The sequence below is a fragment of the Aeromonas sp. genome (assembly GCF_051657805.1).
Classification (GTDB): Bacteria; Pseudomonadota; Gammaproteobacteria; order Enterobacterales; family Aeromonadaceae; genus Aeromonas.
The window spans coordinates 203906-230258 of sequence record NZ_JBOFLJ010000021.1; the positions used below are offsets into that span (position 1 = coordinate 203906).

Annotated in this window: 22 protein-coding genes and 1 riboswitch; of the genes, 14 read left to right on the forward strand and 8 right to left on the reverse strand. The window is 63.1% G+C overall.

Features of this window, described 5'->3' with window-relative positions; all coding sequences use genetic code 11:
- Positions 1 to 44 precede the first annotated feature (44 nt).
- The 3 genes from ACRCYW_RS08175 to ACRCYW_RS08185 all read left to right on the forward strand — a co-directional run bounded on the left by ACRCYW_RS08175 (position 45) and on the right by ACRCYW_RS08185 (position 4428).
- Complete coding sequence (locus ACRCYW_RS08175; protein ID WP_438549760.1) at positions 45 to 1310, forward strand: hypothetical protein; 1266 nt, start codon at positions 45 to 47, stop codon at positions 1308 to 1310.
- A gap of 95 nt (positions 1311 to 1405) precedes the next feature.
- Positions 1406 to 3076, forward strand: a complete 1671-nt coding sequence (locus ACRCYW_RS08180; protein ID WP_438549619.1) for a hypothetical protein — start codon at positions 1406 to 1408, stop codon at positions 3074 to 3076.
- A 158-nt stretch (positions 3077 to 3234) separates the two neighbouring features.
- Positions 3235 to 4428: a Bcr/CflA family multidrug efflux MFS transporter gene (locus tag ACRCYW_RS08185; RefSeq protein WP_438549620.1), complete on the forward strand. Its 1194-nt coding sequence runs from the start codon at positions 3235 to 3237 to the stop codon at positions 4426 to 4428.
- 97 nt (positions 4429 to 4525) lie between these two features.
- On the opposite strand, the gene ACRCYW_RS08190 is transcribed toward ACRCYW_RS08185, so the two are convergent.
- Positions 4526 to 4993 (reverse strand): DUF4357 domain-containing protein, encoded by a 468-nt coding sequence (locus ACRCYW_RS08190; protein WP_011706372.1) that lies wholly within the window; start codon positions 4991 to 4993, stop codon positions 4526 to 4528.
- A 152-nt stretch (positions 4994 to 5145) separates the two neighbouring features.
- Between ACRCYW_RS08190 and ACRCYW_RS08195 the strand changes: the two genes are divergently transcribed.
- The 4 genes from ACRCYW_RS08195 to ACRCYW_RS08210 all read left to right on the forward strand — a co-directional run bounded on the left by ACRCYW_RS08195 (position 5146) and on the right by ACRCYW_RS08210 (position 10986).
- Positions 5146 to 5826 carry an ABC transporter ATP-binding protein gene (locus tag ACRCYW_RS08195; RefSeq protein WP_438549621.1) on the forward strand — a complete coding sequence of 227 codons (681 nt, stop codon included), beginning with the start codon at positions 5146 to 5148 and terminating at the stop codon, positions 5824 to 5826.
- 45 nt (positions 5827 to 5871) lie between these two features.
- Positions 5872 to 8271: an FtsX-like permease family protein gene (locus ACRCYW_RS08200; protein ID WP_438549622.1), complete on the forward strand. Its 2400-nt coding sequence runs from the start codon at positions 5872 to 5874 to the stop codon at positions 8269 to 8271.
- Positions 8272 to 8321: 50 nt separating this feature from the next.
- Positions 8322 to 9410 (forward strand): lipocalin-like domain-containing protein, encoded by a 1089-nt coding sequence (locus ACRCYW_RS08205; protein ID WP_438549761.1) that lies wholly within the window; start codon positions 8322 to 8324, stop codon positions 9408 to 9410.
- Between the two features lie 361 nt (positions 9411 to 9771).
- Positions 9772 to 10986, forward strand: coding sequence for a DUF3644 domain-containing protein (locus tag ACRCYW_RS08210; protein ID WP_438549623.1), 1215 nt, complete (start codon positions 9772 to 9774; stop codon positions 10984 to 10986).
- A gap of 50 nt (positions 10987 to 11036) precedes the next feature.
- Here ACRCYW_RS08210 and ACRCYW_RS08215 read toward each other — a convergent pair whose 3' ends face one another.
- Positions 11037 to 11819, reverse strand: a complete 783-nt coding sequence (locus tag ACRCYW_RS08215) for an alpha/beta fold hydrolase (RefSeq protein ID WP_438549624.1) — start codon at positions 11817 to 11819, stop codon at positions 11037 to 11039.
- Positions 11820 to 11927: 108 nt separating this feature from the next.
- On the opposite strand from ACRCYW_RS08215, the gene ACRCYW_RS08220 reads away from it, so the two are divergent.
- Genes ACRCYW_RS08220 through ACRCYW_RS08230 form a run of 3 tightly spaced genes read left to right on the forward strand, consistent with a single transcriptional unit; the run spans position 11928 to position 13248 of the window.
- Positions 11928 to 12305, forward strand: a complete 378-nt coding sequence (locus ACRCYW_RS08220; RefSeq protein WP_438549625.1) for an MmcQ/YjbR family DNA-binding protein — start codon at positions 11928 to 11930, stop codon at positions 12303 to 12305.
- A complete protein-coding gene (locus tag ACRCYW_RS08225; RefSeq protein WP_438549626.1) occupies positions 12302 to 12865 on the forward strand; it encodes a GNAT family N-acetyltransferase in 564 nt (187 codons plus the stop codon). The genes ACRCYW_RS08220 and ACRCYW_RS08225 overlap by 4 nt, the downstream gene beginning before the upstream one ends.
- Positions 12866 to 12912: 47 nt before the next feature.
- A complete protein-coding gene (locus ACRCYW_RS08230; RefSeq protein WP_438549762.1) occupies positions 12913 to 13248 on the forward strand; it encodes a DUF3802 family protein in 336 nt (111 codons plus the stop codon).
- 335 nt (positions 13249 to 13583) lie between these two features.
- Here the strand turns inward: ACRCYW_RS08230 and msrA are convergent, their stop codons facing one another.
- Positions 13584 to 14216: a peptide-methionine (S)-S-oxide reductase MsrA gene (msrA, locus tag ACRCYW_RS08235; RefSeq protein WP_438549627.1), complete on the reverse strand. Its 633-nt coding sequence runs from the start codon at positions 14214 to 14216 to the stop codon at positions 13584 to 13586.
- Positions 14217 to 14463: 247 nt separating this feature from the next.
- On the opposite strand from msrA, the gene argA reads away from it, so the two are divergent.
- A complete protein-coding gene (gene argA, locus ACRCYW_RS08240; protein WP_438549628.1) occupies positions 14464 to 15792 on the forward strand; it encodes an amino-acid N-acetyltransferase in 1329 nt (442 codons plus the stop codon).
- A 133-nt stretch (positions 15793 to 15925) separates the two neighbouring features.
- Positions 15926 to 16150: riboswitch (Lysine riboswitch) on the forward strand.
- A gap of 86 nt (positions 16151 to 16236) precedes the next feature.
- Complete coding sequence (gene lysC, locus ACRCYW_RS08245; protein ID WP_438549629.1) at positions 16237 to 17589, forward strand: lysine-sensitive aspartokinase 3; 1353 nt, start codon at positions 16237 to 16239, stop codon at positions 17587 to 17589.
- 106 nt (positions 17590 to 17695) lie between these two features.
- Here the strand turns inward: lysC and ACRCYW_RS08250 are convergent, their stop codons facing one another.
- Complete coding sequence (locus tag ACRCYW_RS08250; RefSeq protein ID WP_438549630.1) at positions 17696 to 18784, reverse strand: hypothetical protein; 1089 nt, start codon at positions 18782 to 18784, stop codon at positions 17696 to 17698.
- Positions 18785 to 19036: 252 nt separating this feature from the next.
- Between ACRCYW_RS08250 and ACRCYW_RS08255 the strand changes: the two genes are divergently transcribed.
- The gene (locus tag ACRCYW_RS08255) at positions 19037 to 21301 is read left to right on the forward strand and encodes an LTA synthase family protein (RefSeq protein WP_438549631.1); all 2265 of its coding nucleotides are present in this window, start codon (positions 19037 to 19039) and stop codon (positions 21299 to 21301) included.
- A 65-nt stretch (positions 21302 to 21366) separates the two neighbouring features.
- Here the strand turns inward: ACRCYW_RS08255 and ACRCYW_RS08260 are convergent, their stop codons facing one another.
- Positions 21367 to 22383 (reverse strand): S66 family peptidase, encoded by a 1017-nt coding sequence (locus ACRCYW_RS08260; RefSeq protein ID WP_438549632.1) that lies wholly within the window; start codon positions 22381 to 22383, stop codon positions 21367 to 21369.
- 151 nt (positions 22384 to 22534) lie between these two features.
- A complete protein-coding gene (locus ACRCYW_RS08265) occupies positions 22535 to 22852 on the reverse strand; it encodes a heavy metal-binding domain-containing protein (protein ID WP_438549633.1) in 318 nt (105 codons plus the stop codon).
- Between the two features lie 187 nt (positions 22853 to 23039).
- On the opposite strand from ACRCYW_RS08265, the gene ACRCYW_RS08270 reads away from it, so the two are divergent.
- A complete protein-coding gene (locus ACRCYW_RS08270) occupies positions 23040 to 24245 on the forward strand; it encodes an OmpP1/FadL family transporter (protein ID WP_438549634.1) in 1206 nt (401 codons plus the stop codon).
- Between the two features lie 40 nt (positions 24246 to 24285).
- On the opposite strand, the gene ACRCYW_RS08275 is transcribed toward ACRCYW_RS08270, so the two are convergent.
- Together ACRCYW_RS08275 and ACRCYW_RS08280 are read right to left on the reverse strand one after the other, a co-directional pair.
- Entirely contained in the window at positions 24286 to 24957 is a 672-nt protein-coding gene (locus ACRCYW_RS08275) for a hypothetical protein (RefSeq protein WP_438549635.1), read from the reverse strand.
- Positions 24958 to 25021: 64 nt separating this feature from the next.
- Entirely contained in the window at positions 25022 to 26314 is a 1293-nt protein-coding gene (locus tag ACRCYW_RS08280) for an NAD(P)/FAD-dependent oxidoreductase (protein ID WP_438549636.1), read from the reverse strand.
- Positions 26315 to 26353 lie beyond the last annotated feature (39 nt).

Consider the following 26353-nt stretch of genomic DNA (forward strand, 5'->3'; position numbering starts at 1 on the left):
AGGCCCCCCGACCTTGGGGTCCCCCCTGCTCGCCTCCCATCTGGCTGCTGATCCTGCTGCAAGGGGTCTGGATGGGCTGGCTCTTTGCCTTCCCCGTGGCACTCGATTCCGACGATGCCGTCAATTTCGCCCACGGGGTGGTGCGCTTCAGCGTGCTGGAGTTCTCTCCCCACTTCCCCGGCTACCCCGCCTTTATCTGGCTCGCCCGCCTGCTCAACCTGGCGGTGGACGATCCTGCTCACGCCGTGCACTGGGCCAGCCTGCTCGGCAGCGCCTTGATCCCCCCATTGTCTGCCTGGCTGGCGGCACGGCTCTGGCAACGTCCCGCCCTGCTGGCCCCGGTCTGGCTGATGGGGATGGCGCTCCCGCTCACCCCGACCCTGGCGCTCTCCGGCCTCTCGGACGGGCCTGCGCTGGCCGCCTGGATCGCTGCCCTGCTGGCACTGCAATACCGTCGGTTCGACCTGGCGGGCCTGCTGGTGGGGCTCTTGCTGGCCCTTCGCCCCTCCTACTTCGTGCTGGCCCTGCTGCCGCTCTGGCAGGGGTGGCAACACAGGGGGCAGAGGCTCCCCTTCCTCACCCCCATAACCCTGGTGGGGCTGGCCTGCCTGCTGTTCGTCTGGCAAGGGGATGGCTGGGCCTATTTTGCCGAGGGGCGGCGCTTCACCGACGGCCACTTCCACCTCTGGGGCAACACGGCGACGGCCCACGGCTCGCGGCTGCTGAGCTGGGGCCAGACCCTCGGTGCCCAGCTCGGCCCGCTCTGGCCCCTGCTGATGGGGCTGCTGCTCTGGCCGCACTGGTCAAAGACCAGGTCAACACCTCTCGACAGAAGCTGGACCCTAGGCTGGCTGGCCCTGCTGCTCTGGACCCTGTTTGGCCAGAACCCGGACAATCCCCGCCACCTTGCGCCCATCGTCTACCTGGGGCTGATCCTGCTCTCTGGCTGGCTGCCTGCGGCGAAACATGTGGTGAACGCCGCCATGCTGGGGGCCCTTGCGCTGCTTATTTCCACCCTGACCCCGCCCACCTTGCCCGCCATGGCCCAGGCAAAGCTTATGGCTAAACGGCACTGCCCGGCCCTGGTGACCCAGTGGGGCGTGCGACTGCTTCGCGAGAGCACGACCTTGCCCGTCACCGATGGCTGGTATCAGGGGGATGCCCGCCTCGCCCTGAGCCAGGGGGCCTGCCGCCTCAGCCGCCGTCCCCTGACTGCCGATGCCCTGCCCCACCCCTTCGAGGCACACTGGTTCGCCCCCCGCTTTGGCGCCGAGCCCGGCCTCTGGCTCGCCATACCACGCAAGGGCTGAACTGCCTGCCCACCATATGGGGACAACAGACCCTATAGGCTCCCTCTCCCGACTCGACTAAACTCACTGCGCATTCGCCAAGGGAGTGGCCGTTGATGAAGGGTATGAGGGAGTGGGCGCTCGCCCTGCCGGTGTTGATCCTAGCCTCCACGCTCCTGCTGCTGCCGCTCTGGCTGCAGGGAGGCACCCGGGGGCACGATCTTTTCCATCATCTGCTCTCCGGCCACTATTTCGCCCAGCAGCTCTGGCAGGGGGAGCTCTATCCCCGCTGGCTGATGGCCATGAACGGCGGCTTTGGCAGCCCCACCTTCTTCTTCTATCCGCCGCTCCCCTATTACGTCAGCGCCCTGTTTGCGGGCCCTGCCGCCCTGCCCCACCAAGCCGTCTATCCCCTGCTCGCCAGCGCCAGTCTGGCGCTGCTGCTCTCCGGGCTCTCTGCCTATCTGTGGCTACGCAGCTTCACCTCCCCGGGCCGGGCCCTCACGGTCAGTCTGATCTACCTGGCCCTGCCCTATCACCTGGCCATGGATCTCTACGCCCGTTTCGCGCTCGCCGAGTTCTGGGCCTTCGTCTGGGCACCGCTCATCCTGCTTGGGCAGGATCTCGCCATCCGGCGCCAGCGCTTTGGCCTGCTCCTGCTGGCCCTGGCCCTGGCGCTGCTGGCTTACTCCCACCTGCCCAGCCTGCTGCTGATGCTGGGGCTCATCAGCCTGCGCGCCCTCTGGCAGGCCTGGCGAGGGCGCACCCTCAGCCCCTGCTGGCTCACCCTGGGGGGCATGCTGCTCGGGCTCTGCATGGCGGCCGCCCTGCTGCTGCCCGCCCTGCTGGATCAGGGGGCCATCTCCATGGAGCTGATGCGCGGTGGCATGTTCGACTTTAGGCGCAACTTTCTGGATCGCCTGCCCACTGGCCTGGATGACTGGCGCTTTCGCGGCCACCTCGCCTGGCAGAGCGTGCTGACCATGGGACTGCTGCTGCTGGCCTGGGCCGCTACCCGCGAGCCCTATCACCCCGAACTGCTCTGCTGGGGGGCCATAGGTGTAGCCGCCTTCCTGATGATGCTGCCCCCGAGTCAGCCCATCTGGCAACTGCTGCCTCCCCTGCAGCGGGTGCAGTTCCCCTGGCGGCTTAACCTGGTGCTCACCCTGGCGACGGTGGCCGTGGTGGCCCTCGGCCCCCCGGCCCACAGGCCCTGGCAGTGGCTCTGGTGGGGCCTGCTGCTGCTGACCCTCGCCAGCGCCGTCGCCTATGTGCGCCACGCCCCCCTCACCCAGGCGCCGGATCGCTTCGCCATCGCAAGCGAGTTCGACAGCAAGCGCAGCGCCAGGGAATACAGGCCCAGCCAGGTGCCGGGGGGCCTGTTCGCCCCCAGCCTGCTCGCCTGGAAGGAGGAGTTTTTGCCCCCCGTCAGCACGGAGCAGGCGGGAGCCAGCTGGAAGGTGCTGACCTGGCAGCCCCGCAGGCTGGAGCTGGCGGTGAGCGCCAGCGCCCCCACCCGGCTGGTGCTGCACCAGTACGATTACCCCGGCTGGCAGGCCTGGCTGGACGAGGAGCTGATGCTGACGGTGAGCGCCAACCGCCAGGGGCTGCTGCAGGTCTGGGTGCCGGCCGGCAACCACACCCTCAGCCTCAGGCTGACGCAGCGCTGGCCCGAACGCCTCGGCAACGGTCTCTCCCTGCTGGGGTTACTCGGCTGGCTCATGCTCGCCGGCCGCGTCGCCTATGCCGCCCGTCGACCGACCCCGGCCGCCACCGCGCAGGGCTAGGACCAAAGGCGCAGGCCTTAAGGGCATGGCGGTAGCGCCCTGATTTAGCAGCAGATCAGACCTCGCCCCCAGGGCCAGGTTAAGCCTGCTCTAGGGCGCCAAAGCTGATAGACTGAACACTTGCCCCTTGCCGGCCTTGTTCACGACTCGGATAGCCTATGCCTCAAGCCTCGACCCTCTCACCCCGTTTCCTCTTCATCCTGCTCGGCGCCCTGGCAGGTCTGACGCCGCTCGCGGTGGACATGTACCTGCCCGCCATCCCGGCCATCGCCCGGGACTTGGCCAGCACCATAGACGGCGCCCAACTCACCATCAGCGCCTTCCTCGGCGGCTTCGCCATCGGCCAGCTGTTCTACGGGCCGCTCGCCGACAGCTTTGGCCGCAAGCCGGTGATCCTGGCGGGCCTCTCCATGTTTGCCGTCGCCTCGGTGGGCTGCGCCATGGCGGACTCCCTGCCGGAACTCCTGGCCTGGCGCATGCTGCAGGCCGCCGGCGGCGCCGCGGGATCCGTGGTGGTCAATGCCCTGCTGCGGGACTTGTTCGAGAAGGATGCGTTTTCGCGGGCCATGTCGTTCGTCATCTTGGTGATGACCCTGGCCCCCCTGGTGGCGCCCGTGGTGGGCGGTTACATCAGCGCCCACAGCGACTGGCGGGTGATCTTCTGGCTGCTGGTGGGGATCAGCCTCTTCATCTGCCTGGTGCTCCAGTGGAAGATCCCGGAGACCCTCAAACCCGAGCACAAACAGCCCCTCAGACTCGGCCAGGTGCTGCGCAACTACTGGGGGGTGCTCTCCCACCGCGGCGCCATGGGCTATGTGCTGTGCGGCGCCCTGTCGAGCTCCGGCATGTTCGCCTTCCTGAGCGCCTCCCCCTACGTCTACATCGAGTATTTCCACGTGCCCACCGAGCACTACGGCTGGCTGTTTGGCCTCAATATCCTGCTGATGATGGTGGTCACCTTCGTCAACAGCCGGCTGGTGAAGGGGGTGGGTGCCGAACGCATGCTGCAATACGGCCTGACCATGCTGCCGCTCGCGGGTGCCCTGCTCATCTACAACGCCTGGAGCCAGACCGGGGGCCTGTGGGGCATCGTCATCCCCGTGGTGCTGTTCGTCGGTCACATCAGCCTGGTGGGGGCCAACGCCATGACGGGGCTGATGGGTCACTTCCCCCAATCCGCAGGCACCGCCTCGGCGCTCGCCGGTACCCTGCGCTTCGGGGTCGGTGCCCTGGTGGGGATCCTGGTCAACCTCAATCCGCCCGAATCCCCCCTGCCCATGGCCATCGCCATCGCCAGCTGCGGCTTTGGCTCGGCGCTCTGCTATTGGCTGCTAACCGGCAAGAAAAAATGAGCCATTAAAAAACGCGACCCCTCTCGCTCAATGGAGGGGCCGCGTTCTTTTAGCCGCAGCACATAGATTCGTGAGGGGAAACCCTCGCCGTCAGCCGTTATTTCTTGCCAAATCCCGACTGCTTGAGGGTATAGCCGGCGCTGTTTTGCCAGGCGTCCAGACCGCTTCGGTTGTTGCCCGCCACCAGACTGGCGGCCAGGCTAGGGCTGTTGAACAGCTGATCGGCCACGAACACGAAGCCACCCTCGGCCCGCGCGCTCAACACCCCTTTATCCAACAGCTCGAGGCGCAGTTCGATCACCGCCTCGCGCAAGGAGGCCGCATCCTCGCCGTTGGCGGTGGATCCCGCCTGCACCATGAAGCCGGGATTTTGCCGCTTGCCCACCGGGTAGCCATGGGCCTCGGCCCCCTTGCCGTTGAAGTGGTAGAGCTCGCGCTCCCCGGGTTTGTTGTCGGAGAGCGCCTTTTGCAGGGTCATCAGCTCGTTGTAGATGTCGATGGGGACCACGGCAGCCTGCTTGGTGCCCTTGCTGTCGACGATAAAACTGACTTGCTTGTGTAACATCCTTGCTCATCCTGTGACCCATGGAGGCCCCTATTCTAACCACCTCTGGCGAGCGGGATCCAGCGAGGATCCTCATCCCTTTTGCAGCCGGGATCACTAACTGGCATAGTGGCAGACATTGTGAAAGCCATTGGCCATCAACCGGTTATCCCATGCTGAGCCTGAAAAACATGAGCAAGTCCTTCGACGCTGACGCCGCCTCTCCCCCCCTGTTTGCGGGGCTGGATCTGCGTCTTCACGCCGGTGAAGCCTGCCTGCTGCTGGGGCAAAGCGGCTCGGGCAAGTCCACCCTGCTCAACCTTATCGCCGGCCTCATAGCCCCCGATGAGGGGGAAGTCTGGCTCGGGCAGACCCGCCTCGACAACCAGCCGAGCGGCGAGCGGGCCCGCCTGCGTGGTCGCCACCTTGGCATCGTCTATCAGGACTTCAACCTGCTGCCGACCCTGACTGTGGAGGAGAACTGCTGCCTGCCGCTCGATATCAACGGCCTGCCCCGCGAGCCTGCGCGGCTGGAGGCCCTGTTCACTCGCCTTGGGATAGCGGACAAACGCCACGCCTGGCCGGAACAGCTCTCCGGCGGGCAGCGCCAGCGGGTCGCCCTGGCCCGGGCACTCATTCATCAACCCCAGTGGCTGCTGGCCGACGAGCCCACCGGGAGTCTCGATGAGCACAATGCCGCTCAGGTGATGGCGCTCATGATGGCGGCGGTGAAAGAGACGGGGGCCGGACTCCTGCTGGTGAGCCACAACCCGGCCTATGGCGCCCTGGCGGATCGGGTGCTGCGCCTCGAAGGCGGGCGGCTGGTGGCGCTCAAGGGCAATGCCCATGGCTGATCTGGTGGTGAACCGAACCCCTGATCCCGCGCAAGGAGCCGAGCCGTGCTGCCCCTGAAGGCGCTGCTGCGCCTCTACCGCGCCCACCCCTGGCTGCTGCTGATGAGCCTCACCGGCCTGATGCTGGGGGTCTCACTGGTGGTCGCCATCGAGCTGCTCAACCAGAGCGCCAAGACCAACTTCGTCGCCGCCCGCAGCCAGCTCGCCGGGGAGGCCAACTACCGGCTGGCGCCGAGCGGCGGCCTGGACGAGCAACTCTACGTCAAACTGGTGCGAAGCGAGCGCGCCCTCGCTGCCCTGCCCCAAGTGCACGCCTGGCTCAAAGACGCCCAGGGGCGCAGCTTCCAGCTGCTCGGCATCGATCTGCTGAACCCGGGCCCCTTGAGCCCTCTGCTCGGCTCAGGCAAACAAGGCGGCGATAAGGAGTCATTTTCCCTGGCGCGGGCCGATGGCGTCTGGCTCGCCGAGCCGGAAGCCAAACGGCTCGGTTGGACCGTCGGTGAGACCCGCCACTTTTTGCAGGGTGAGCGGTCACTCCAATTGACGCTCGCGGGCACCTTCGAGCCCGGCGCCGTGCCCATGGAGCGGCTGCTGCTCACCGATCTCGGCATCGCCCAGCCCCTGCTCGGCAAGAGCGGGCGGCTGGATCGCATCCTGTTCAAGCTAAGCGAGGCAGAAGCCACGGCACTGCAAGCCAGACTGCCCAAGCCGCTGTGGCTAGAACCCATCAGCCCCGCGCTCGATGCCAGCCTGCTCGGCGATGCGCTGGGGCTCAACCTCAGCGCCCTCTCCCTGCTCGCCATGGCGGTGGGGCTGTTCCTGGTGTTCAACGCCCAGCGCTTCGTGCAGAGCGTGCGCCGCCCCCAGCTCGCCCAGTTGATCATCTTAGGGATGCCGCCGCGCCGAGTGCTGCTCTGGCTGGGGCTGGAACTGGCGATCTTGGCCTCTGTCGGTACCTTGCTGGGCCTGGTGCTCGGAGTCTTGCTCGCCAAGTCGCTGATGGGTCAGCTGACCCAGGCACTGGCAGACCTTTACGGCCCCAACCCCATCGATCTCCTGCGCCTCTCCCCCGCGGGTCTCATCAAGGCCGCAGCCTTGGGTCTGCTTGGGACGCTCGCCGCCAACCTGCCCGGCTGGTGGGCACTGTTGCGCCAATCCCCCCTGCAACTGCGGGAAGGCCAGTTGCGTGTAAGCGCCCATCCCTGGCGCCGACGCCTGCTGGCGCTCGCCATCCTGCTGATCTGCGCCCTCTGCCTCGCGCTGCCCCAGACAGGGCTCCCCGGCGCTCTGCTGATTGCCGGCGGTTGGCTGCTGGCCATGGCCCTATGGCTGCCGGATGCCCTGCGCTGGGTGCTGGGTCTATTGCGGCGCCGGTGCGGCGGCCTCACCTTGAGGCTGGCCGTCGCCGAGACCCAATATCATCTGGATCGCACCGCCATCGCCGTGATGGCGCTGCAACTCGCCATCGCCGCCGCCATCGGCATCGGCGTCATGGTGTCGAGCTTTCGCACCAGCGTGGAGATCTGGCTGGGCCAGCGTCTCGCCGCCGATCTCTATGTGAGCGCCCCCAGGGGCGCGGCGGGCAGCAGGGGCACGCTGGATCAGCCGACCCTGGACGCCATACTCGCCAACCCCGAACTCAAAGCCGCCTCGCGCCGCTCGGTGCAGCCCGCCCGCTGGCAGGGGCAGCCCATCGAATGGGCCCAGATGGACGCCATCCCGGAGCTCAAAGCCGCCTATCCCCTGCTGAGCGGCCGTTGGCCAACAGGGCCGGGCGAAGTGCTGGCGAGCGAGCCGCTGACGGTGCGCCTCGGGGTCAAGGTTGGCCAGACGCTTGTGATCACGAGTGAGTCGGGCCCGCGATCGGTGCAGGTCACCGGCGTCTATCAGGATTACGGCAGCGACAAGGGGCAAGTCTTGCACGACTTCGAAACCGGATCCGTACAGTCCCTGGCGCTCTTTAGCCCTCAGCCGGAGCGGCTCGCCGACGAGCTGCGGGCGCGCTTTGGGGAAACAATCAACCTCTTGCCCGCCCCCGCCATCCACGCCGCGGCGCTCAGGGTGTTCGATCAGACCTTTGTGGTGACCGAGCTATTGAAACTGCTGATCCTGGGGATAGCCTTTGTCGGCATAGGCTCCGCCTTTATGGTGCTGGGGCTCGCCAGGAGAAGTGAGCTACAGACCTTGCAGAGTCTGGGATTAAGTCCCAGTCGCTGTCGCCAGCTGCTGGTGTGGCAGGGCGCCGGGCTTGGGCTGCTCACCGCCCTGCTCGCCCTGCCGGTGGGTTATGGCCTGGCCTGGGTGCTGATCGAAGTGGTCAATCCCCGCGCCTTCGGCTGGCGGCTGGCATTCGAAGCCGCCCCCACTCACGCCATCACGGCGCTGTTGCTGGCACCGGTGTGTGGCGCCCTGGCCTCCTGGTTTGCCGCGAGGAGAGTGGTATGAAGCATTCACTGCGGGCCAAGCTGCTGGCAGCCTTGTGTGCCCTGCTTGGCATGAGCGTTCAAGCCCAGGATCTCGGGGCCGTGCTGGGCAGCGGCGGCGATCACTTCAAGAAGGCGCAGCCGGGGCAGACAATAAACTTGCCCGCCGATCACGGCGCCCACCCAGACTACAGATCCGAATGGTGGTATCTCACCGGCAACCTCAAAGACGAGCAGGGACGCGAGTATGGCCTGCAGTGGACCCTGTTTCGCCAGGGGGTCGAATGGCAAGGGAGTGATAAGCCAGAAGTTGGCAGGCAAACAGCTGATAAGGAAGGTGCGGAGCGAGAGCAACCACTCGTCAATCCCTGGCTCACCCCCCAGCTCTGGCTGGCGCAATTTGCCATCACGGATCTCGCCACCGGTAAGCATCTACAGGACGAGCGCGCCAGCCGCCAGGGGCCGGGTCTGGCGGGCGCCAGCCAGGGCGAGTATTGGCTAAGGGAGTGGGCGCTTAAATCCGAGGGAACGGCGCTCTTCCCGGCGCGCCTCAAGGTCGATAGCACCATCGGTCAGCTGGATCTTCGAGTAAGCAATCGCAAACCCGCGGTGCTGCAAGGCAAGGCGGGTTACAGCGAGAAGAGCCCGGGCAACGCCTCGTTTTACTACTCCTTCCCCCGCCTGGCACTTGTCGGCACCCTGACCCTGGATGGCGAGACCCGCAAGGTCAGCGGTCAGGGCTGGTTCGATCACGAGTGGAGCAGCTCGGTATTGGCGGACTGGCAAGCGGGCTGGGACTGGTTCTCACTGCAACTCAGTGATGGCCGCGAGCTGATGCTGTTTCGCCTGCGCACCAAACCGGGCCGCGCCAATCCCGAAAACCAGCCCGAGAACCGCTACGGCATCCTGATCGACAAGGATGGCAGCAGCCGAGTGCTGCCGCCAGACTCCATCATTCTCACTCCCGGCAAGACCTGGCGCGGCCCCAAGGGTCAGCCCTACCCCGTCGAGTGGCAACTCAGGGCCGGAGATATGAACCTCATAATCCGTGCCCGCCAGCCGGCTCAGGCCATGACAGGCCGCTTTGACTACTGGGAGGGGGCGGTAACGGTGGAGGGAGATGCAACAGGGCTGGGCTATCTGGAGATGACGGGGTATTGAGTGTGTTGAAATCTGATCAGCTTCAAAGAGTCATTCAAATTCCATTCGTTGGATGATTTTTCACTCAACAGACTGGTGGCTGCTTGATACCATCTCCAGATGGGCCTTTCTTCCTTGTCGCATATGATTTATAGCATCTGCTTACAAGACCAAAAACAATTCTCGAAAGTCCGATTACGCTCCGCTAATCGAACCTACCGAGTTTGGGTAAGAATCAATGGGTGTAAGCAATCGTTGTTTTGGGGTTGTATTACAAGAATGTTTATCCAAAGATTACAGAATAAACCCCAATAAAAATATTTAATGTTTTTTCACAAAAAACAACTTATTAAAACTATAAACAATTAGCTGGACTTTGTAAATGACTAGAGAAGACAAACGGATACTATTACTCGAGTTCTTCAGAGAAAAAGAAGAAAACAACGAATATTTCTCAGTAGCACAAGCTGCAGCTGCCACCGGATACAATCCTAAAAGTGTCATCAAATATATAAGCGAAAAATTAAAAGGAAAGTTCATATTCAAATCAGAAAATAACTATTTCATTTCAAAAGGGCTAACAAATATATCAAATGATGAGTTTATTAGACTTATGTCTCAAAGCACATCATCAAAAGAAATAACGCCACAAGAAAAAATGTACCAACAGCTAATCAAGAGGAGCCTTGACGCATTTACTCTTGCATTAGAGGTTTATAATAGGCCTAGTTTATGTAATCGGGTCGAAGCATTCACTATTATGATGGTCAACGCCTGGGAGCTTTTCTTAAAGGCTGAGATACTAGATGCATTCGGTGAGGAGAAGGTTTTTTATAAAAATGGGAAAAGCATCTCAATCTCTGATGCACTTCCTCTTAGAATTCAAAGTAATGACCCAGTTAAGCGAAATATTGACACATTGATCTTGCTGCGAGATCAGGCGACTCACTTGCTTATCCCTGAGTTACAGCCACAACTTTCACGCCTATTCCAAGCTAACGTTTTTAACTATCAAGACAGATATAGAAAGCAAATGGGCAACTCACCTCTTGCAGGGCAGAGTGTGGGAATGCTTAGTTTAGTTATCGACGGCCCTGCACCTGAAATAGGTGTTATTAAAGAAAATTATGGTGTATTAACAGCCACGGAAGTTGATAAATTCATTAAAGCCTTTGAAGATACTAGCAGAGCGTTAAACTCTGATAAATTTTCCATTAGCATCGAATACATGCTTGCTCTTGTTCGAAATCCAAATAAATCAGATTTGGTATTGAGCACAGGAGAGCAAGGGCAGAAAGCAGTAATAATAACTCAAGCAAAAAACCTCAATGACACCCATCCATACTTTACAGATGATGCAATTTTAGCAATAAATGCCAAACAAAAAGCAGCAAAAATAAATAGGCATTCATTTCAAGCAATCGTCTTTAAACATAAAATAAAGACGAATAAAAACTCAGATATGTACAATTTCACCGATAGAGCTCGATACTCTGAAGCATTTGTTACCTGGGTCGTAAAAAATATAACCGAGCACGCCGGCTGGTTACAAAAAGCATTAGATACATATAAACCGAAAGGCAGGAGTCGTAAATAACATGAACTTGCACCTTATTGAACATTGATAAGCGTTGGGCTGCGTTTTACTCAGCCCAATCTACCTTGTAAAAACGCCAACGACTGCCGGTTAAAGTGCTCCGGCTGCTCCACGTTGCAGACATGGCCACAGTTTTCGATGATGGCGAGCTGGCTGTAGGGGTCGCGGGCGACCTGCTCGCGCACCGGGGCGATAAACATATGATCCTCCTCCCCCATCAGGTAGAGGGTCGGGATCGGTAGCGCCCGCTCCTTGAAGTAGCGCATCAGGGGGTTGACCTCGGTGGCGAGGCGGAACCAGCGTTTGAACTCCTTTTGGCAGAGCTTGCGAGCCTCGCGCACGAAGAGGTTGCGGGACTCCTGATGGTGCTGGCGCGGCATGATGATGAAGGCGAACAGTCGGTAGAGCCACATGTAGGGCAGGATGTGCTGGCCGACCCGGCCAAGCTGCACGAGCGTCTGGGAGCGGATATCGAGGCGCAGTATGGCGCCGCCGAGCACCATGCTCTTGACCCGCTCCGGGCAGAGTTCCGCCAGGTGGCGAATGAGGATGGTACCCAAGGAGATGCCGACGAAGTGGGCGCGGGGGATGCGCAGGTGATCCAGCAGGCGCAGTATGTCCTCGGTCACGGCCCGAAAGCTGTAGTGACCCTGCACCACCTGCTGCAACTGGTTGGACTGGCCGTGGCCGCGCAAGTCCAGCAGCAGCACGTTGAAGTGCTCGCGATAGGCGCGCAGCTGCTTGAACCAGATGGAGGAGCTGCCGCCGGCGCCGTGCACGAACACCACCCAATCCCGCTCGGGGCTCAGCTCAAAGGTCTTGTGGTACAACATCTTATGGGCTCCCGGGGAGTTGGGGGATATACTCGGCTGGCATATTAACAGATGGGGCGCCCCGCTGAATATGCTGCCACTTATCATCGGACCAGCATGGAGTCCTGTATGAGCCTTGTATCGTTACGTGAATTCCTGCTAAGCCAGCCCGGCACCACCGAAGATACGCCGTTCGGCCCCGAGATCCTGGTCTATCGCATCGCCGGCAAGATGTTCGCTCTGGTGGACTGGCAGGCCGAGCCCCTGACCATCAACCTCAAATGCGAGCCGGAACTCGCGCTCTTGCTACGGGAGATCCACCCCGAGGTAAAACCCGGCTGGCACATGAACAAGCAGCACTGGAACACGGTCACCCTGAGCGAGAGTCTGGACGCCGAGCTCTGGCAGGGCTGGATAGTGCACTCCTATGAGCGGGTGGTGGCGGGCTTGCCCAAGGCCAAGCGCCCCCAAGCATCTTCGCACGCATCTTCTCCCATCAAACCATGAGCCCTCCCATGCCAGACTCATCTCAATCCCAGAACTCAGCCACCTATCGAGTCGTCCCCCTGGACGAGGGTCATATCCCCGCCCTGCTCACCCTGTTCGAGCAGTCGGTGCGTCAAGCCGGCCCCGAGCACTACAGCACCGAGCAGGTGGAGCAGTGGGCCCAGGGGGCTCGCCATCCGGGCCTCGTCACTCAACTGCGGGAACACCATGGCTGGGTGATTGAACAGGCGCCGGAGCAAGTGGGTGCGCAGATGACGGAGCAGGGTACCCCGCCAGCCAGGCCACTCGGTTTTGTCACCCTGAGCGATGACGGTCACCTGAGCCTGCTCTATGTGAGCGCGAACCATCAGCGGCTGGGGCTCGGCAGCCGGTTGCTCGAGACCGCCATGCACTATGCCCGACGCCTCGATCTTCGCATGCTCACCACGGAGGCGAGCACCTTCAGCCTGGGGTTGTTTCTGCGCCACGGCTTTGAGCAGACCGGATTGGAAACCGTTGAGCGCGGCGGAGTCAGTTTTATCCGCCATCGCCTGCACTGCCGCTTGCCAAGCCAGGGGTAGCCACTAAAATACGCCCACTTCCCGCAGATTGAATGAAGGCAGCCATCATGGTGGTAGAGAGCGAAGGGTACATTGCGCTAATCGAGTATCTGGTCGAGAGTCTGGCCCTGTTCGAGAGCCAGCAGCAGGGCACAGGCAGCCAGACCATTGAGGATCTGGTGAGCGGCCGGGTGGCCGGCAACCTGATGACCATCTGCGAGCAGAACCCCCAGCTCGACGCCAAGGTGCGCTTCCTCATCATGCAGGAGGCCGATGCCGTGGTCGCCGATCTGGAAGAGGTGCTCTCCGCGGTCTGGCTGCGCGCCCCCACCCCGGCCCAGCAAGCCTTCCTCGATGAATTCATCGATCTCATCAAGAACCTGTTCGACAGCGCCATCCGCTAGGGCTGCCTGGCGCGACCTCAAGCTCACTCGAGCCAAGTCACTGATTTTACAGACCATATAGGGTGTTGCGCAGAACGCCGCCCATGAAAAGGGCCGCCTCTGGGGCAGCCCTGCTTGCTATCATTTTCAATTCATCGCGCTTGTCTAAGTTGAATGAATCTCGAGGCAAGAAAAATGTGTCTGGTCTTGGCTGCCATCCTTGGTAGCTACCTATTAGTCAGCCCTGGTTCAGTTAAGTTCCCCGCCGTGACAGATTTTTTTCAATTTTCTTTCAACCAGCTTTTACTCCAAGAAAAAGGGGCCAGATAGACCCCTTTTTACTCCTTGTCCGCGACTCAGCGATTCAGGCTGGGAGGCAGGCAGACCCCGATCCCCCCGAGGCCGCAGTAGCCTTCCGGGTTCTTCTTCAGATATTGCTGATGATAATCCTCGGCGTAGTAGAAGGGCGCCAGCGGCAGGATGCGGGTGGTGATGGTGCGGCCGTCACCGCTCGCCGCCATGGCCTGCTGGAAGGCGGCCAGGCTCTGCTGGGCGATGGCCTCCTGGCTCTCGTCCCCGACGAAGATCACCGAGCGATACTGGGTGCCCACATCCCCGCCCTGACGCATGCCCTGGGCCGGATCGTGCTGCTCCCAGAACAGCTTGAGCAGGTCGCCGTAGCCGATGACCCTGGGGTCGAACACCACCTGCACCGTCTCCGCATGACCGGTCAGGCCGCTGCACACCTCCTTGTAGGTGGGATTGGGGGTCAGCCCCCCCTGGTAGCCGGCGGCGGTGGAATAGACGCCGGGCTGCTGCCAGAACAGGCGCTCCACGCCCCAGAAGCACCCCATGCCAAACCAGGCGGACTCCAGCCCCTCGGGCCAGGGTCCCTGGGTCGGGTGGCCATTGACCGCGTGCTGCTGGCCTATCACCAGCGCCTCACGTCGACCCGGCAGCGCCTCTGCCGGTGAAATAATCTGCTCCATATGCCCTGTCCTTGTATAAAACTCGCGAGATGTCGCGACTGACGAAAAGGAGTATCGAAGATAACAGGTTATGGCATGGGATCAACTTGGCCGGGCATGGCCTTATCCAGGCCGCTTTGCCCCCTCCCCCGCCCTCCTGGATGAGATAAATGACGGGATCGCCCACCAAATCAATATTTAGTCTTGATTTGTGAATTTATTTTCATATATTGAGCAAATTGCTGTTTTTTTATGGAAGAAGTCTCAAGTGCGTGAACGCGAACCCAGCCTGGTCTATGCCTTTCGGCAATCCACCCCCTATGTCAACGTGCACAGAGGTGCCACCTTCGTGCTGATGATGGGGGGCGAAGCCCTCTGCCACCCCAACTTTGCCAACATAGTCACCGACATCGCCCTGCTGCAGACCTTGGGGATCAGACTGGTGCTGGTATTCGGTTCGCGCCCGCAGAACGACGAGGCGCTGGCCCGTGCCGGCATAGAGGCGCAGTACCACAGGCGCATCCGGGTCACCGACGATCAGAGCTTCGACATCATCAAGCAGGTATGTGGCGGGCTGCAGTACGACATCACGGCCCAGCTCTCCATGGGGATCGCCAACACCCCCATGCAGGGGGCGCGCCTGAGCGTGGTGAGCGGCAACTTCGTCACCGCCCAGCCCCTCGGGGTGGAGGATGGCGTCGACTACTGCCACAGCGGCCGGGTACGCCGCATCGATGTGGAGGGGATCCGTCGCCAGTTGGATCAGCAGGCCATGGTGCTCATCTCCCCCATCGGCTGCTCGGTCACCGGCGAGAGCTTCAACTTGAGCTCGGAAGAGGTGGCGCGGCGGGTGGCGGTGGATTTGAAGGCCGACAAACTCATCTGCTTCAGCAGCACCCAGGGGGTGATGGACCGCCACGGCGAGGCCATCTCCGAGCTCTTCCCCGAGCAGGCCGAAGAGCTCCTGGTGGAGCTGGAGCAGGCGGGGGAAGAGATGTCCGGCACCGCCCGCTACCTGCGTGCGGCCATCGCTTCGTGTCGCGGCGGCGTGCCCCGCTCCCACCTGGTGAGCTATCAGGACGACGGCGCCATGCTGCAGGAGCTGTTCAGCCGCGACGGCCTCGGCACCCAGATAGTGCGGGAGAGCGCCGAGCGGGCGCGGGCCGCCGCCATCGAGGACATCGGCGGCATCCTGGATCTCATCCGCCCCCTGGAGGAGGAGGGCATACTGGTGCGCCGCTCCCGCGAGCAGTTGGAGATGGAGATCGACAAGTTCACCATCATAGAGCGGGACGGCCTCATCATCGGCTGCGCCGCCCTCTACTGCTTCATGGAGGAGGCCATGGCCGAGATGGCCTGCGTCGCCATCCACCCTGAGTACCGCAACTCCAACCGCGGGGATCAGCTCATCGCCAAGGTGGCCGAGCGGGCCAAACGGCTCGGCATCGAGCGCCTGTTCGTGCTCACCACCCGCTCCATCCACTGGTTCCGGGAGCGGGGATTCGAGCCGCTGGAGGTGGAAGATCTGCCGGTGGCGCGCCAGCGCTTCTACAACTGGCAGCGCAGATCCAAGGTACTGTCCAAGACAATACTGTAACTCTTTGTACGAAGCATTTAGCTAACTGATTGATCTTGTGTTGGGTTCCTGTCGATTGTTGATTTTTTTGCGAACTCGATTGACAGTGCATTCCAGTGCAGGGTATTTCTACATGCACGCCGCCTTCCGAGGTGGCACCAGAAGAGGAGCGCTGCCCAGGCAGCCCAAGGGAGGACGCCAGCGTCCGATGAACTTGGGTCAGGGGGAGCAGCGCCGAGACGAGGCGGGTCGCTGGAGACCACCACGTCGGCTGCGGGGGCTGAATCCCCCGGGTTGTCATCGGTCGTGTGCATCCCACACCGCATTCAAAGCGGGTTCGGTGTGGGATGGGCACCGCGGATGGAGTGCTTCTGGCCGGGATCCTTCGCTATTCCTGCCATTTATCGCCTCCTCCTCTCTTTTGCCTGCTGAAATCGGATTTTCACCTTGAGACAGGAGTATGTTATGAGCCAGATCAACGTCGCCAAGTTCGGCGGAACCAGTGTCGCCGATGCCGCGGCCATGAACCATTGTGCCGACGTGGTACTGGCCAATCCGGCGACCCGGGTGGTGGTGCTGAGCGCCAGCGCCGGCGTCACCAACCTGCTGGTGAGCCTGGCTCAGGGGGAACTGGACGAGGTGGGCCAGGATGCCCAGCTCGCCAAATTGGCCGACATCCAGCAGGCGATCCTGACCGCGCTCGGCAACCCGGCCGAGGTCAGCGCCCTCATCCACGGCCAGCTCGCCGAGATCCGCACCATGGCCCGTCAGGCCAGCCAGCACACCGATGCCGAACTCGCCGACAGGCTCATCGCCTGCGGCGAGCTGATGTCCACCCGCCTCTTCACCGAACTGCTGCACCAGCGCGGGATCAAGGCCCAGTGGCAGGATGCGCGCCAGCTGATGCGCACCGACAGCCGCTTTGGCAAGGCCAGCGTGGATCTGGCGGCGACCCGCGCACTCTGCCAGTCCAGCCTGGGCCCGCTGCTCGGTGACAGCCTGGTCATCACCCAGGGTTTCATCGGCGCCGATGGCGATGGCCGCACCACCACCCTGGGGCGCGGCGGCTCCGACTACAGCGCGGCCCTGCTGGCTGAGGCGCTGGATGCGAACAGCATCGAGATCTGGACCGACGTCCCCGGCATCTACACCACGGATCCGCGCCTGGTCACCCGGGCCCGCCCCATCCCGGAGATCAGCTTCGTGGAGGCGGCCGAGATGGCCACCTTCGGCGCCAAGGTGCTGCACCCGGCCACCCTGCAACCGGCCCTGCGCCAGGACATCCCGGTCTTCGTCGGCTCCGCCAGGGATCCGGCCGCCGGCGGCACCTGGATCCGCGCCAGCACCACCACCAACCCGCTGTTCCGGGCCGTGGCCCTGCGCCGATCCCAGGTTCTGGTGACCCTGCACAGCCTCAACATGTTCCACGCCTACGGCTTCTTGGCCGAGGTGTTCGGCATACTGGCGCGCCACCGCATCTCGGTGGATCTCATCACCACCTCGGAGGTGAGCGTGTCGCTTACCCTGGATCACACCGGCAGCCAGAGCAACGGCGAGCCCATCCTGAGTGACAAGGTATTGGCGGAGCTGGGTCAGCTGTGCAAGGTGGAGGTGGAGACAGACCTCGCCCTGGTGGCCCTCATCGGTAACCGCATGAGCGAGGCCGCGGGTGTGGGCAGTCGGGTGTTCGACGCCATCCGCGAGCACAACATCCGCATGATCTGCTACGGCGCCAGCGCCCACAACCTCTGCTTCCTGGTAAAAGAGAGCGAGGCGGGCCACATCGTCAACCGCCTGCATCAGGAGCTGCTCGACTGAGCAGGCTGATGACCAGACCCAATCCATGAGAAGAGGGGCCCTGAGCCCCTCTTCTGTTTCTGTCACCGCACGCCGCTGGCTCAGACTGCCACTTCCCCCCTCCCCTTTATGCCATTGAGACGGGCCGGGGCAGCAGGTATGCCCGGATCGGTTCGCGCAGGGCCGCGAGCCGCGCCAGCAAGCCCTGCTGGCCGAGTCCCGCCTCCTCGTCACTCAGGCTGCCCGCGAGGGACGGATAGTGATCCCGCACCGCTTCCTCCAGCCAGTCGAGACGGCGCAGGGTGAGGGGGCCGCAGCTCTTGCCGCTGAGATCGTCGTCGATATCGAGCCGATGGCTGCGATACATGTCCCGCCACCAGTTCGCGGCCAGCGCCTCGTCGCTCCCGAGGGCGGCGAGCCAGCGCTCTTGCAGGGCCTGGACTCGGGCCAGCACGGCGGGGCTCGCCCCCTCCCGGTGCAGGTACTGCAGCTCGCCCGCCGCCCAGGCGAGGCAGAGGGTGCGCCAGTGGCGAAACAGCGGCAGGGGATCCCTCTCGTCCAGCCAGAGGCCGGAGAGGGTGCGGGTCTCGAGCCGCTCGGGCACATGGAACTCGGGGTCGGCGAGGCCGTTTGAGTTGAATTCGTGGCGGGGATCGAAGGGCCACATGTAGCCAAAATCGAACACCGAGATCTGCTGGCCGTCGTCCAGCAGGTTGCCAGGGCTCGGATCCCAGTCAAACCAGCCCCAGCGGGCCAGCTCCGCCTGCACCGCCAGCATCTGCGCGAGATTGCGCCGGTTCAGCGTCTTGACCGGCTCCCCCCTGAGCCAGGGAGAGACCAGCACCCCGGCCCGGGCCGAGCCGAAGCAGGTGCAGACCACGTGGGAGAGGATGGTAGGGTGCAATTCCCGCAGGCTCTCTATCTCCCGGCGCCGCTCCAGCTCGGTGAGAAAGGCGGTCTGACCGTCCACATTGGCCACCAGGGAGTCGGCCCTGCGCCGCTTGAGGCACCAGTGGTGGCCCTCGACCTTGAGGTGAAACACCTCGGCGGTGAGGCCATGGCGATAGACCCTGAGCACGTCCGGGTGATCCTCGGTCAGCTTGAGCAGCTGGGCCAGTGGCAGGGGACAGTCCCGCTCACGCCCGATCCGGATCTCCTCCTTGCGCTCCAGCATCTGGAGCAGTCTTGCCTGACGTGCCGCAACCTTAGGATTCATACATGTACCTCCGACCGTTATTGAGAGACTAAGCAGCAAGGCGGGGGCAGACCAGCGGCAAACGCTCATGATGCCGTTTTCATCACAGAATCGATGCGGCCGCAGGATCGGGATCACAATTTGCAAGTCAACACGGTCACACAATATTCATCTTTCGGTCATTAAATTGACATCGAGGAACCGGCCCAGCACCATCGGGTCAAAATAGATGCAGCCATGGCTGTGAACCCCGCTCCAAGGATGAGCTCCCTTATGAATGCCCCCCAGTTCGGTCACAGCCCCCCTTCCCGTCTCTCCAGGCTGCTGTTTGGCCTGCTCAGTGCCCTCCTGCTGCTGACCCTGGCCCTGCCCCTGCTCAATCCCGTCAGCTGGCTCGGGCGCGCCCAGCCGCTCATCCTCGGGCCCGCCGATCAACCCATCGCCACCCTCAACCGCCACTCCCTGCTCTACAAGAGCGACAGCCGCGGCCTCTACCTGGTGGTGCGCAGCCAGTGGCAGTTGCTCAAACCCCTGCAGGTGGGGGACAAGGTGCGGGTGGAGCTGCTCAACGACAAGGGCGTTCGCATCGATCAGCTGAACCAGGCGGTGGAGAAGCGTCAGAAGTGCCGCAAGGAGCGCTGCACCCTGGATCTCAACAGCACCCTGCGGGCGCCGGATGATGCCCTGGATAGCCGCTACCAGCTGCGCATCGGCCTGCTGCTCAAGGAGAGGCCAGAGAGCGGTGAATACAGCCAGATCCTGCAGACCCTGCCGGAGCGCGGTTTCAACCTCGTCTACCTGATGACCAGCCTGCTGCTGGTGCTGCTGGCGAGCGCCGCCGTGTTGCGGGCCCTGCTACCGCGCCTGCGTCAGAGCTCGGCGTCACGGGTGCTGGGCAGCCTGCTGCTCGGCAACCTCACCTTCGTGCTGCTGCACGGCTTCGTGGTGTTCAAGCTGGGAGAGTTTCTGCTCTGGTCCGGTTTTCGACCCGAGCACTACTACCTCGCCTGGGGCAGCATGGTGCTGGGCTGGAGCCTCTGTGCACTGGCCGGCTTCAACCTCTACATGGGGCTGGTGTTCACGGCGCTCTCCGGCATCGGCCTGCTCGCTAACTTCATGAAGATAGCCATCTACGGGGTGCCCCTTGGGGGGGACGATCTCGGCAACCTGCTGGCGCTGGTGCACATACTGCTGGACCAGCATCCTGTGCTGCCGGTGCTCGGCCTCCTCGGGCTCTTGTACCTGTGCTGGCGATTCGCCCTCTCCCGCTGGATCCTGCGCGTCACCGCCGCCACCGTCGCCTTCTTCGCCCTCTGCGTGTTTGCCACCCAGACCAGCAACAAGCTGCTGGGTGCCAACGTCCGTTACGTAGACAGGGCGGTGAACTACCACAGGGACATCATCCGCGCCGGCCCCGGCCTCTACGTGTTCAACCTGGTGGACGAGATGCTGCAGAGCGGCAACGTCTTTCGCTATCCCCTGCAGATCAACGATCGCACCCCCGAGCTCGCCCACCCCGGCCTGATCCAAGGCGTCCAGCCCCCCCGCTTCGATCTGGTGATCGTGCTGCAATACGAGTCCCTCTGGCTCGACTGGCAGGGCAAGATCTGCGCCCCCGCCCCCACCCTGGCCCTGCCCGCGAGCGTGCAGCAGTGGCGCAAGACCATCCACTCCCCCACCACGGGGGGCATGACGGTGCTGGCGGAGTTCGAGATGAACACAGGCCTGCCGGTGGGCCTGCTCAAACAGGGGGTGGTGCCCTATTACTACCTCTCGGCCCAGGTGCCCGGGCTGGCCCAGAGCGCCAGGCAGAGCGGCTATCAGACCCTGTTCGCCCACCCCTATGTGGAGAAGTTCTGGGGCCGCGCCAAGGCCATACCGGCGCTGGGCTACCAGGAGCGCTGGTTCGATACCCGCTTCACCAGCCTGGAGCACAAGGGGCTCTACATCTCGGACGATGCCCTCATCGATCACCTGCTCAAACGCAGCGAGCAGGATGACAAGCCGCTGTTCGCCTACGCGGTCACCATGCAGGGCCACGGCCCCTTCGACGGGGATCGCTACCAGGCCCAGCAGCTCGATCGGGCCTGCCCGGATCAGAGCGCGGCGGACAAGCAGCTCCTCAACACCTACTACACCGGGGTGGTGGATGCCATGGCCTCCCTGGAGCGACTGCTCAAGGCCCTCGATGCCACGGACAAGCGCTACCTGGTGGTGGCCTTCGGGGATCACCAGCCGTTCTTGATGTCGGCGGGCAAGGGCATTCACGGCGTCAAGCCGCCGCGGGACGCCAGCTACCAGATCCCCATGATGGCCTTCACCCGGGATGATGGCGCCCTGTCTCTCGAGCATCAGTTTGCACCGGTGCGCCAGCTCTACCAGATGGGGCAGGCCACCCGCGCCCTGCTGGCGGGGGATCTCGCCCCCATCCCGGATCTGCCTCTGCTCCATCCGGTGCTCGGGGAGGAAAAGGGCTTCGATCCCTCGCCGCTGGTGCCCCAGATCCGGGCGAGCTTCAGGGCCGATGCCCTGCCCTGATAAAGACTCCATAACGTAAAGAGGCCGCAACTGCGGCCTCTTCTCTATTTGGGCTATGGGGCACCTCACCCCTCCCTTAGCCAAGACTCGCAAAGGGTAAGACACTGATCATCGAGATCCAGCTCGGCCTGGATGCCGAGCGGCAGGGTCAGCATGGGATGGGTATGGGCGCAGTCATACTCCGCCAAGATGGGAAAGCGCGGCTCCCCCACCACCTCCAGCAGGATATCGAGCGGCCCCTTGCCGCTGCCTTGATCATCGAACTGCTCGTGCTTGCCGAGCACCAGGGCCCCGATACGCTCGAACACCCCGCACAGCTTGAGGTGAGCGAAGGAACGTTCCACCGTCTCCGCCCGCTTGAGGCTGTCCTCCAGCAGCAGAATATCTCCCACCTCGATGGCCGGCATATAGGGGGAACCCCAGATCCCCGCCATTGTGTTGAGGTTGCCGCCGATGAGCCGCCCCCGCACCCTGCCAGAACCTACAGAGATCAGCCGGTTCGGCTGGCACGCCTTGACCCGGCTCTGGTTTTCCCAGTCAAGCCGCTCGTCGGTCCATTGTACCGGGGTCGGCACTATGTGGGGCACGGCGGCCCCACCGGCCAGGCAGATCCGCTGAAAACCCGCCAGCGTCTCGTCCACCAGGGGCGCCCACTCGCCGAACGAGGCCACCAGCGCCGGGCCGTAGAAGGTGACCAGGCCGGTCCTGGCGTGGATGCCGAGCAGCAGGGCCGTCACGTCCGAATAGCCGATGAGGATCTTGGGATCCCGTTTCAGCGCCTCATAATCGAGATAGGGCAGCAGGGCGTTGGAGTTGCTGCCGCCGATGACCGACATGATGGCGCGCACCTCGGGAGCGCGAATGAGGGCGTTGAGCTCATCGGCCCGCGCCGCTATGGTGCCGGATCGCCAGTGATCCTGAGCGCCGGTCAGGCTGCCGGCCTTGAGTCTGAAACCCTGCGCCGTCAGATACGCCTTGGCGCGCTCGAAGCGGTGCGGCGCCCAGGCGGTGGCCGCGCTGGAAGGGGAGAAGAAGCCGATGGTATCGCCAGGTTGGAGCCCGGTTGGTTTGAGCAAGGTCATGGACAGCTCCCTGTCGCTGAGTGGTGGATCGCCGGAACCTGCCGGTGAGACGGCACCCTCCTAATCCGTCCCTTCCTCGCCGGGCAAGGGAAGAGAAAGCCACAAAAAAGCCGATCTCGCGATCGGCTCCCTGCTGGCCGGTGGCGCCAGGTTAGACCACCACGGCGGTTCCGCTGATGCTGACCATCAGCATGCTGCCGTTCTGGCCCACGACTTCGTAGTCCATGTCGATACCGACCACGGCGTTGGCGCCGAGCGCCGCCGCCCGCTCCTTGAGCTCCTCGAAGGCGATCTCCCTGGCACGGGCCAGCTCTTTCTCATAGGCGCCGGAGCGGCCGCCTATGATGTCGCGGATCCCGGCGAACAGGTCCTTGAACACGTTGGCACCGAGGATGGCCTCGCCCACGACGATGCCGCGGTATTCACGAATGGTCTTGCCTTCCAGGGTAGGGGTGGTTGAGAGGATCATGGTGTCTCCTGTGATGTCATCCTGTGCGCCTTGGGCGCTCCCGGCGACAGAGTAGCAAGCCTGCGCCAAAAGCATAAGCCCGCCCCTACCATGTGAGTGGATGGCAAGCGCATGATTTGACAGCCAAATGCCATCTATACTCCTCACTGCTGGAAAAACAGCCATGCCTCACAGGAGCCTAACCAAGATGACGAGCCTTGCTGCGAGAAGCCCCCTCATGCCCCGGCTAGTGCTGCCCCTCACCCTCTTCGCCGCCCAAGGGCAGGCCGGTGGCCTCTATCTGTACGAGACGGGCACCGACGATCTGGGACTCGCCACCGCGGGCATGGCCGCCCGGGCCCAGGATCCCGGCGTCCAGCTGATGAACCCGGCGGGCCTGAGCCATCTGGAGGGACGCCAGCTCACCGTCGGCGGCCAGCTGCTCTACGGGGACGCGCCCTACGATCTGGACGATCCCGCCCTGTCGGACGTCGATACCGTCATCGGCTGGTTTCCCGCCGCCTCCTTCTACTACAGCCAGCAGCTCGACGAGCGATGGTCGTTCGGCGTTGCCACCTATGGCAACTTCGGGCTGGGGCTGGACTACGGGGACTGGGCCGGCAAGGAGTTGCTCAAGGAGGCGACCCTGCTCGCCCTCACCCTGCAGCCCTCCCTGGCCTATCGCATCGATGAACACTGGTCCCTCGGCGCCGCCCTTGGCATCAACTACGGCCTGTTCGCCCTCAAGCGCGACACTGGCCAGGGGGAACAGAAGCAAGATGACAGCGACTGGGCCCTCAACGGCAAGCTGGGGCTGCTCTATGAGTTCAATCCGGACACCCGCATCGGCCTCGGCTACACCAGCGAGGTGAAGTACCACTTCAACATAGAGCGCGAATTCCCCCTCCCCGATCTGCCCGGCACGAGCGCCCACCTCTCGCTCACCGGCCTGGTCAACAGCCCGCAGCAGCTGATGCTGAGCGCCTATCACCAACTCAGCCACGACTGGGCCATCATGGGCAACCTGGGTTGGCAGGACTGGAGCCAGTACAACAGCAACGAGATAACCCTGCCCGGGCGCGTCATCACCGACAAGGGGATGTACAAGGACACCTACCACCTGGCGGTGGGGGTTCAACATGCCCTGACCCCCCAATGGACCCTCAACGGCGGCATCGCCTATGACAGCAGCGCCTACGAGGATCAGCAGAACACCTCGCTGACGGTGCCAAGCGGCAGCGCCGTGCGCCTTGGCACCGGGGCCAGCTATGCCTTCAATCCTCAGGACAGCCTCGGCATGGGGTTCGAATACCTGCACATGGACGGCTCAAGCGTCGCGCTCGGCGACCTCTCCGGCCACTACCCCGACCCGGACTTCTACTTCTTCGCCGTCAACTACCACAGGCGCTTCTGATCCCCGCCATACAAAAAGCCGCTCACGAGAAGCGGCTTTCTCACGCCCGGACAGTGCCCGGGCCCTCTCGCAGGTAGCCCCCCTGGGTCAGGATGCCGTAGGCCACATAGGTGTAACCCAGCAGCTCTATCCCCTCCTGCAGGGCAGTCTTGAACTCGAAGGCCGTGCTGACCCCCAGGATCTCGTTCCACAGCAGGGAGCCGCTGCCAAACATGCGGCTGAACACCGCCACCAGCAGCAGGCCAAAGAGCGTGAACAGGGCGCTGCGGTGCTGTACGAAGCGGGCGGCCCCATGGAGCAGCGTCTGCCAGCCCTGGCGCCAGCTGTGGAGCAGAGTCGTCATGGCCAGCAACAGGGCCGGATAGAGCCAGAAGCCGTGCCGGATCTTGTCGAAGAAGACGTCCAGCTCGCGGATCAGCAGGCAGCCGAAGAAACCGGCAAGCAACCAGAGGAAGGCGCGCACCTCGGGCAGGCGCCGTCCCTTCCAGTAGAGGCCGATGACTATGGCGAGCAGGACCCCTTCCTGCAGCAGTTCGGTGATGGAGACCTCCCCCACCCCGTTGTGGAGCCAGCGCAGATCGAGGGCGACGGTGAGGGTCGGGATCAGGGTGAGCAGCAGCAGGAACAGGATGTCGCAGGCCGCCAGCAGGAGCGTGGTCAGTGGGGTGATCGGCCCCGGGAAACCAGCCTCCTCGCAAGAAGTGGTATTCACAATCAGGTTTCGTCCATAGCAGGAAAGTGAAGGGCCCGCCGGGAGAGGCGGGCCCTGAGCGGTATCAGTGCAGCTTCATGCTCGGGCGCAACACCCGGTTGATGCGGCCCACCAGCATGATGAGGCCGGTCTTGATGTAGCCGTGCAGGGCCACCTGGTGCATGCGATACAGGCTGATGTAGACCATGCGGGCGATATAGCCTTCCACCATCATGGAGCCGCGCATCAGGTTGCCCATCAGGCTGCCCACGGTGGAGAAGCGACTCAAAGAGACGAGGGAGCCGTGATCGTGATAGAGGTAGGGCTTCAGCTCGCCGCCGTTCATCATCGCCAGGATGTTCTTGAACGCCTGGGTCGCCATCTGGTGGGCGGACTGGGCGCGCGGCGGCACGAACTTGCCGTCCGGTTGCGGGCAGGCGGCGCAGTCACCGATGACGAAGATGTGATCGTCACGGGTGGTCTGCAGGGTCTCCTTGACCACCAGCTGGTTGATGCGGTTGGTCTCGAGGCCAGCGATGTCCTTCATGAAGTCCGGCGCCTTGATGCCGGCGGCCCACACCATGAGGTCTGCTTCAATCAGCTCCCCGTCCTTGGTGTGCAGGCCATCGGCGGTGGCCTCGGTGATCATGGTGGCGGTGCGCACGTCCACCCCGAGCTTGACCAGCTCCTGGTGAGCGGCGCCGCTGATGCGCTCCGGCAGGGCCGGCAGGATGCGGGGGCCCGCCTCCACCAGGGTCACCTTGAGGCTCTCCGTGGTCAGGTTCTTGAAGCCGTAGGCGTAGAGCTGCTCCACCGCGTTGTAGAGCTCGGCGGAGAGCTCCACCCCGGTGGCGCCGCCGCCGACGATGGCGATCTTCACCTTGTCACCGGGCTGGTATTCGGTGGCGAACTGCAGGAAGCGGTTCATCATGCTGTTGTAGAAGCGATGAGCCTGGGAGGGGCTGTCCAGGAAGATGCAGTGATCCTTGATGCCCTTGGTGTTGAAGTCATTGGAGACGGAGCCGATGGCCATCACCAGGTAGTCATAGGGGAGCTCGCGCTCGTGCACCACCAGCTCGCCACTCTCGTCGTGAATGGGAGCCAGCACGATGCGTTTCTCGTCGCGCTTGATGTCGGTCAGGCTGCCGAGCTGGAACTCGAAACCGTGGTTCTTGGCGTGGGACTGGTAGCTCAGGGCATCGATGCCCGCATCCATGGAGCCGGTGGCCACTTCGTGCAGCAGGGGCTTCCACAGGTGAGTGCGGTTGCGATCCACCAGGGTGATCCTGGCCTTGTTCTTCTTGCCCAGCTTGCGGCCAAGACTGGTCGCCAGCTCCAGACCGCCGGCACCGCCGCCAACAACGACAATATTCATCATGATGATTTTCCTTGGTTCCTCAAAACGAAAGGGAGCCAT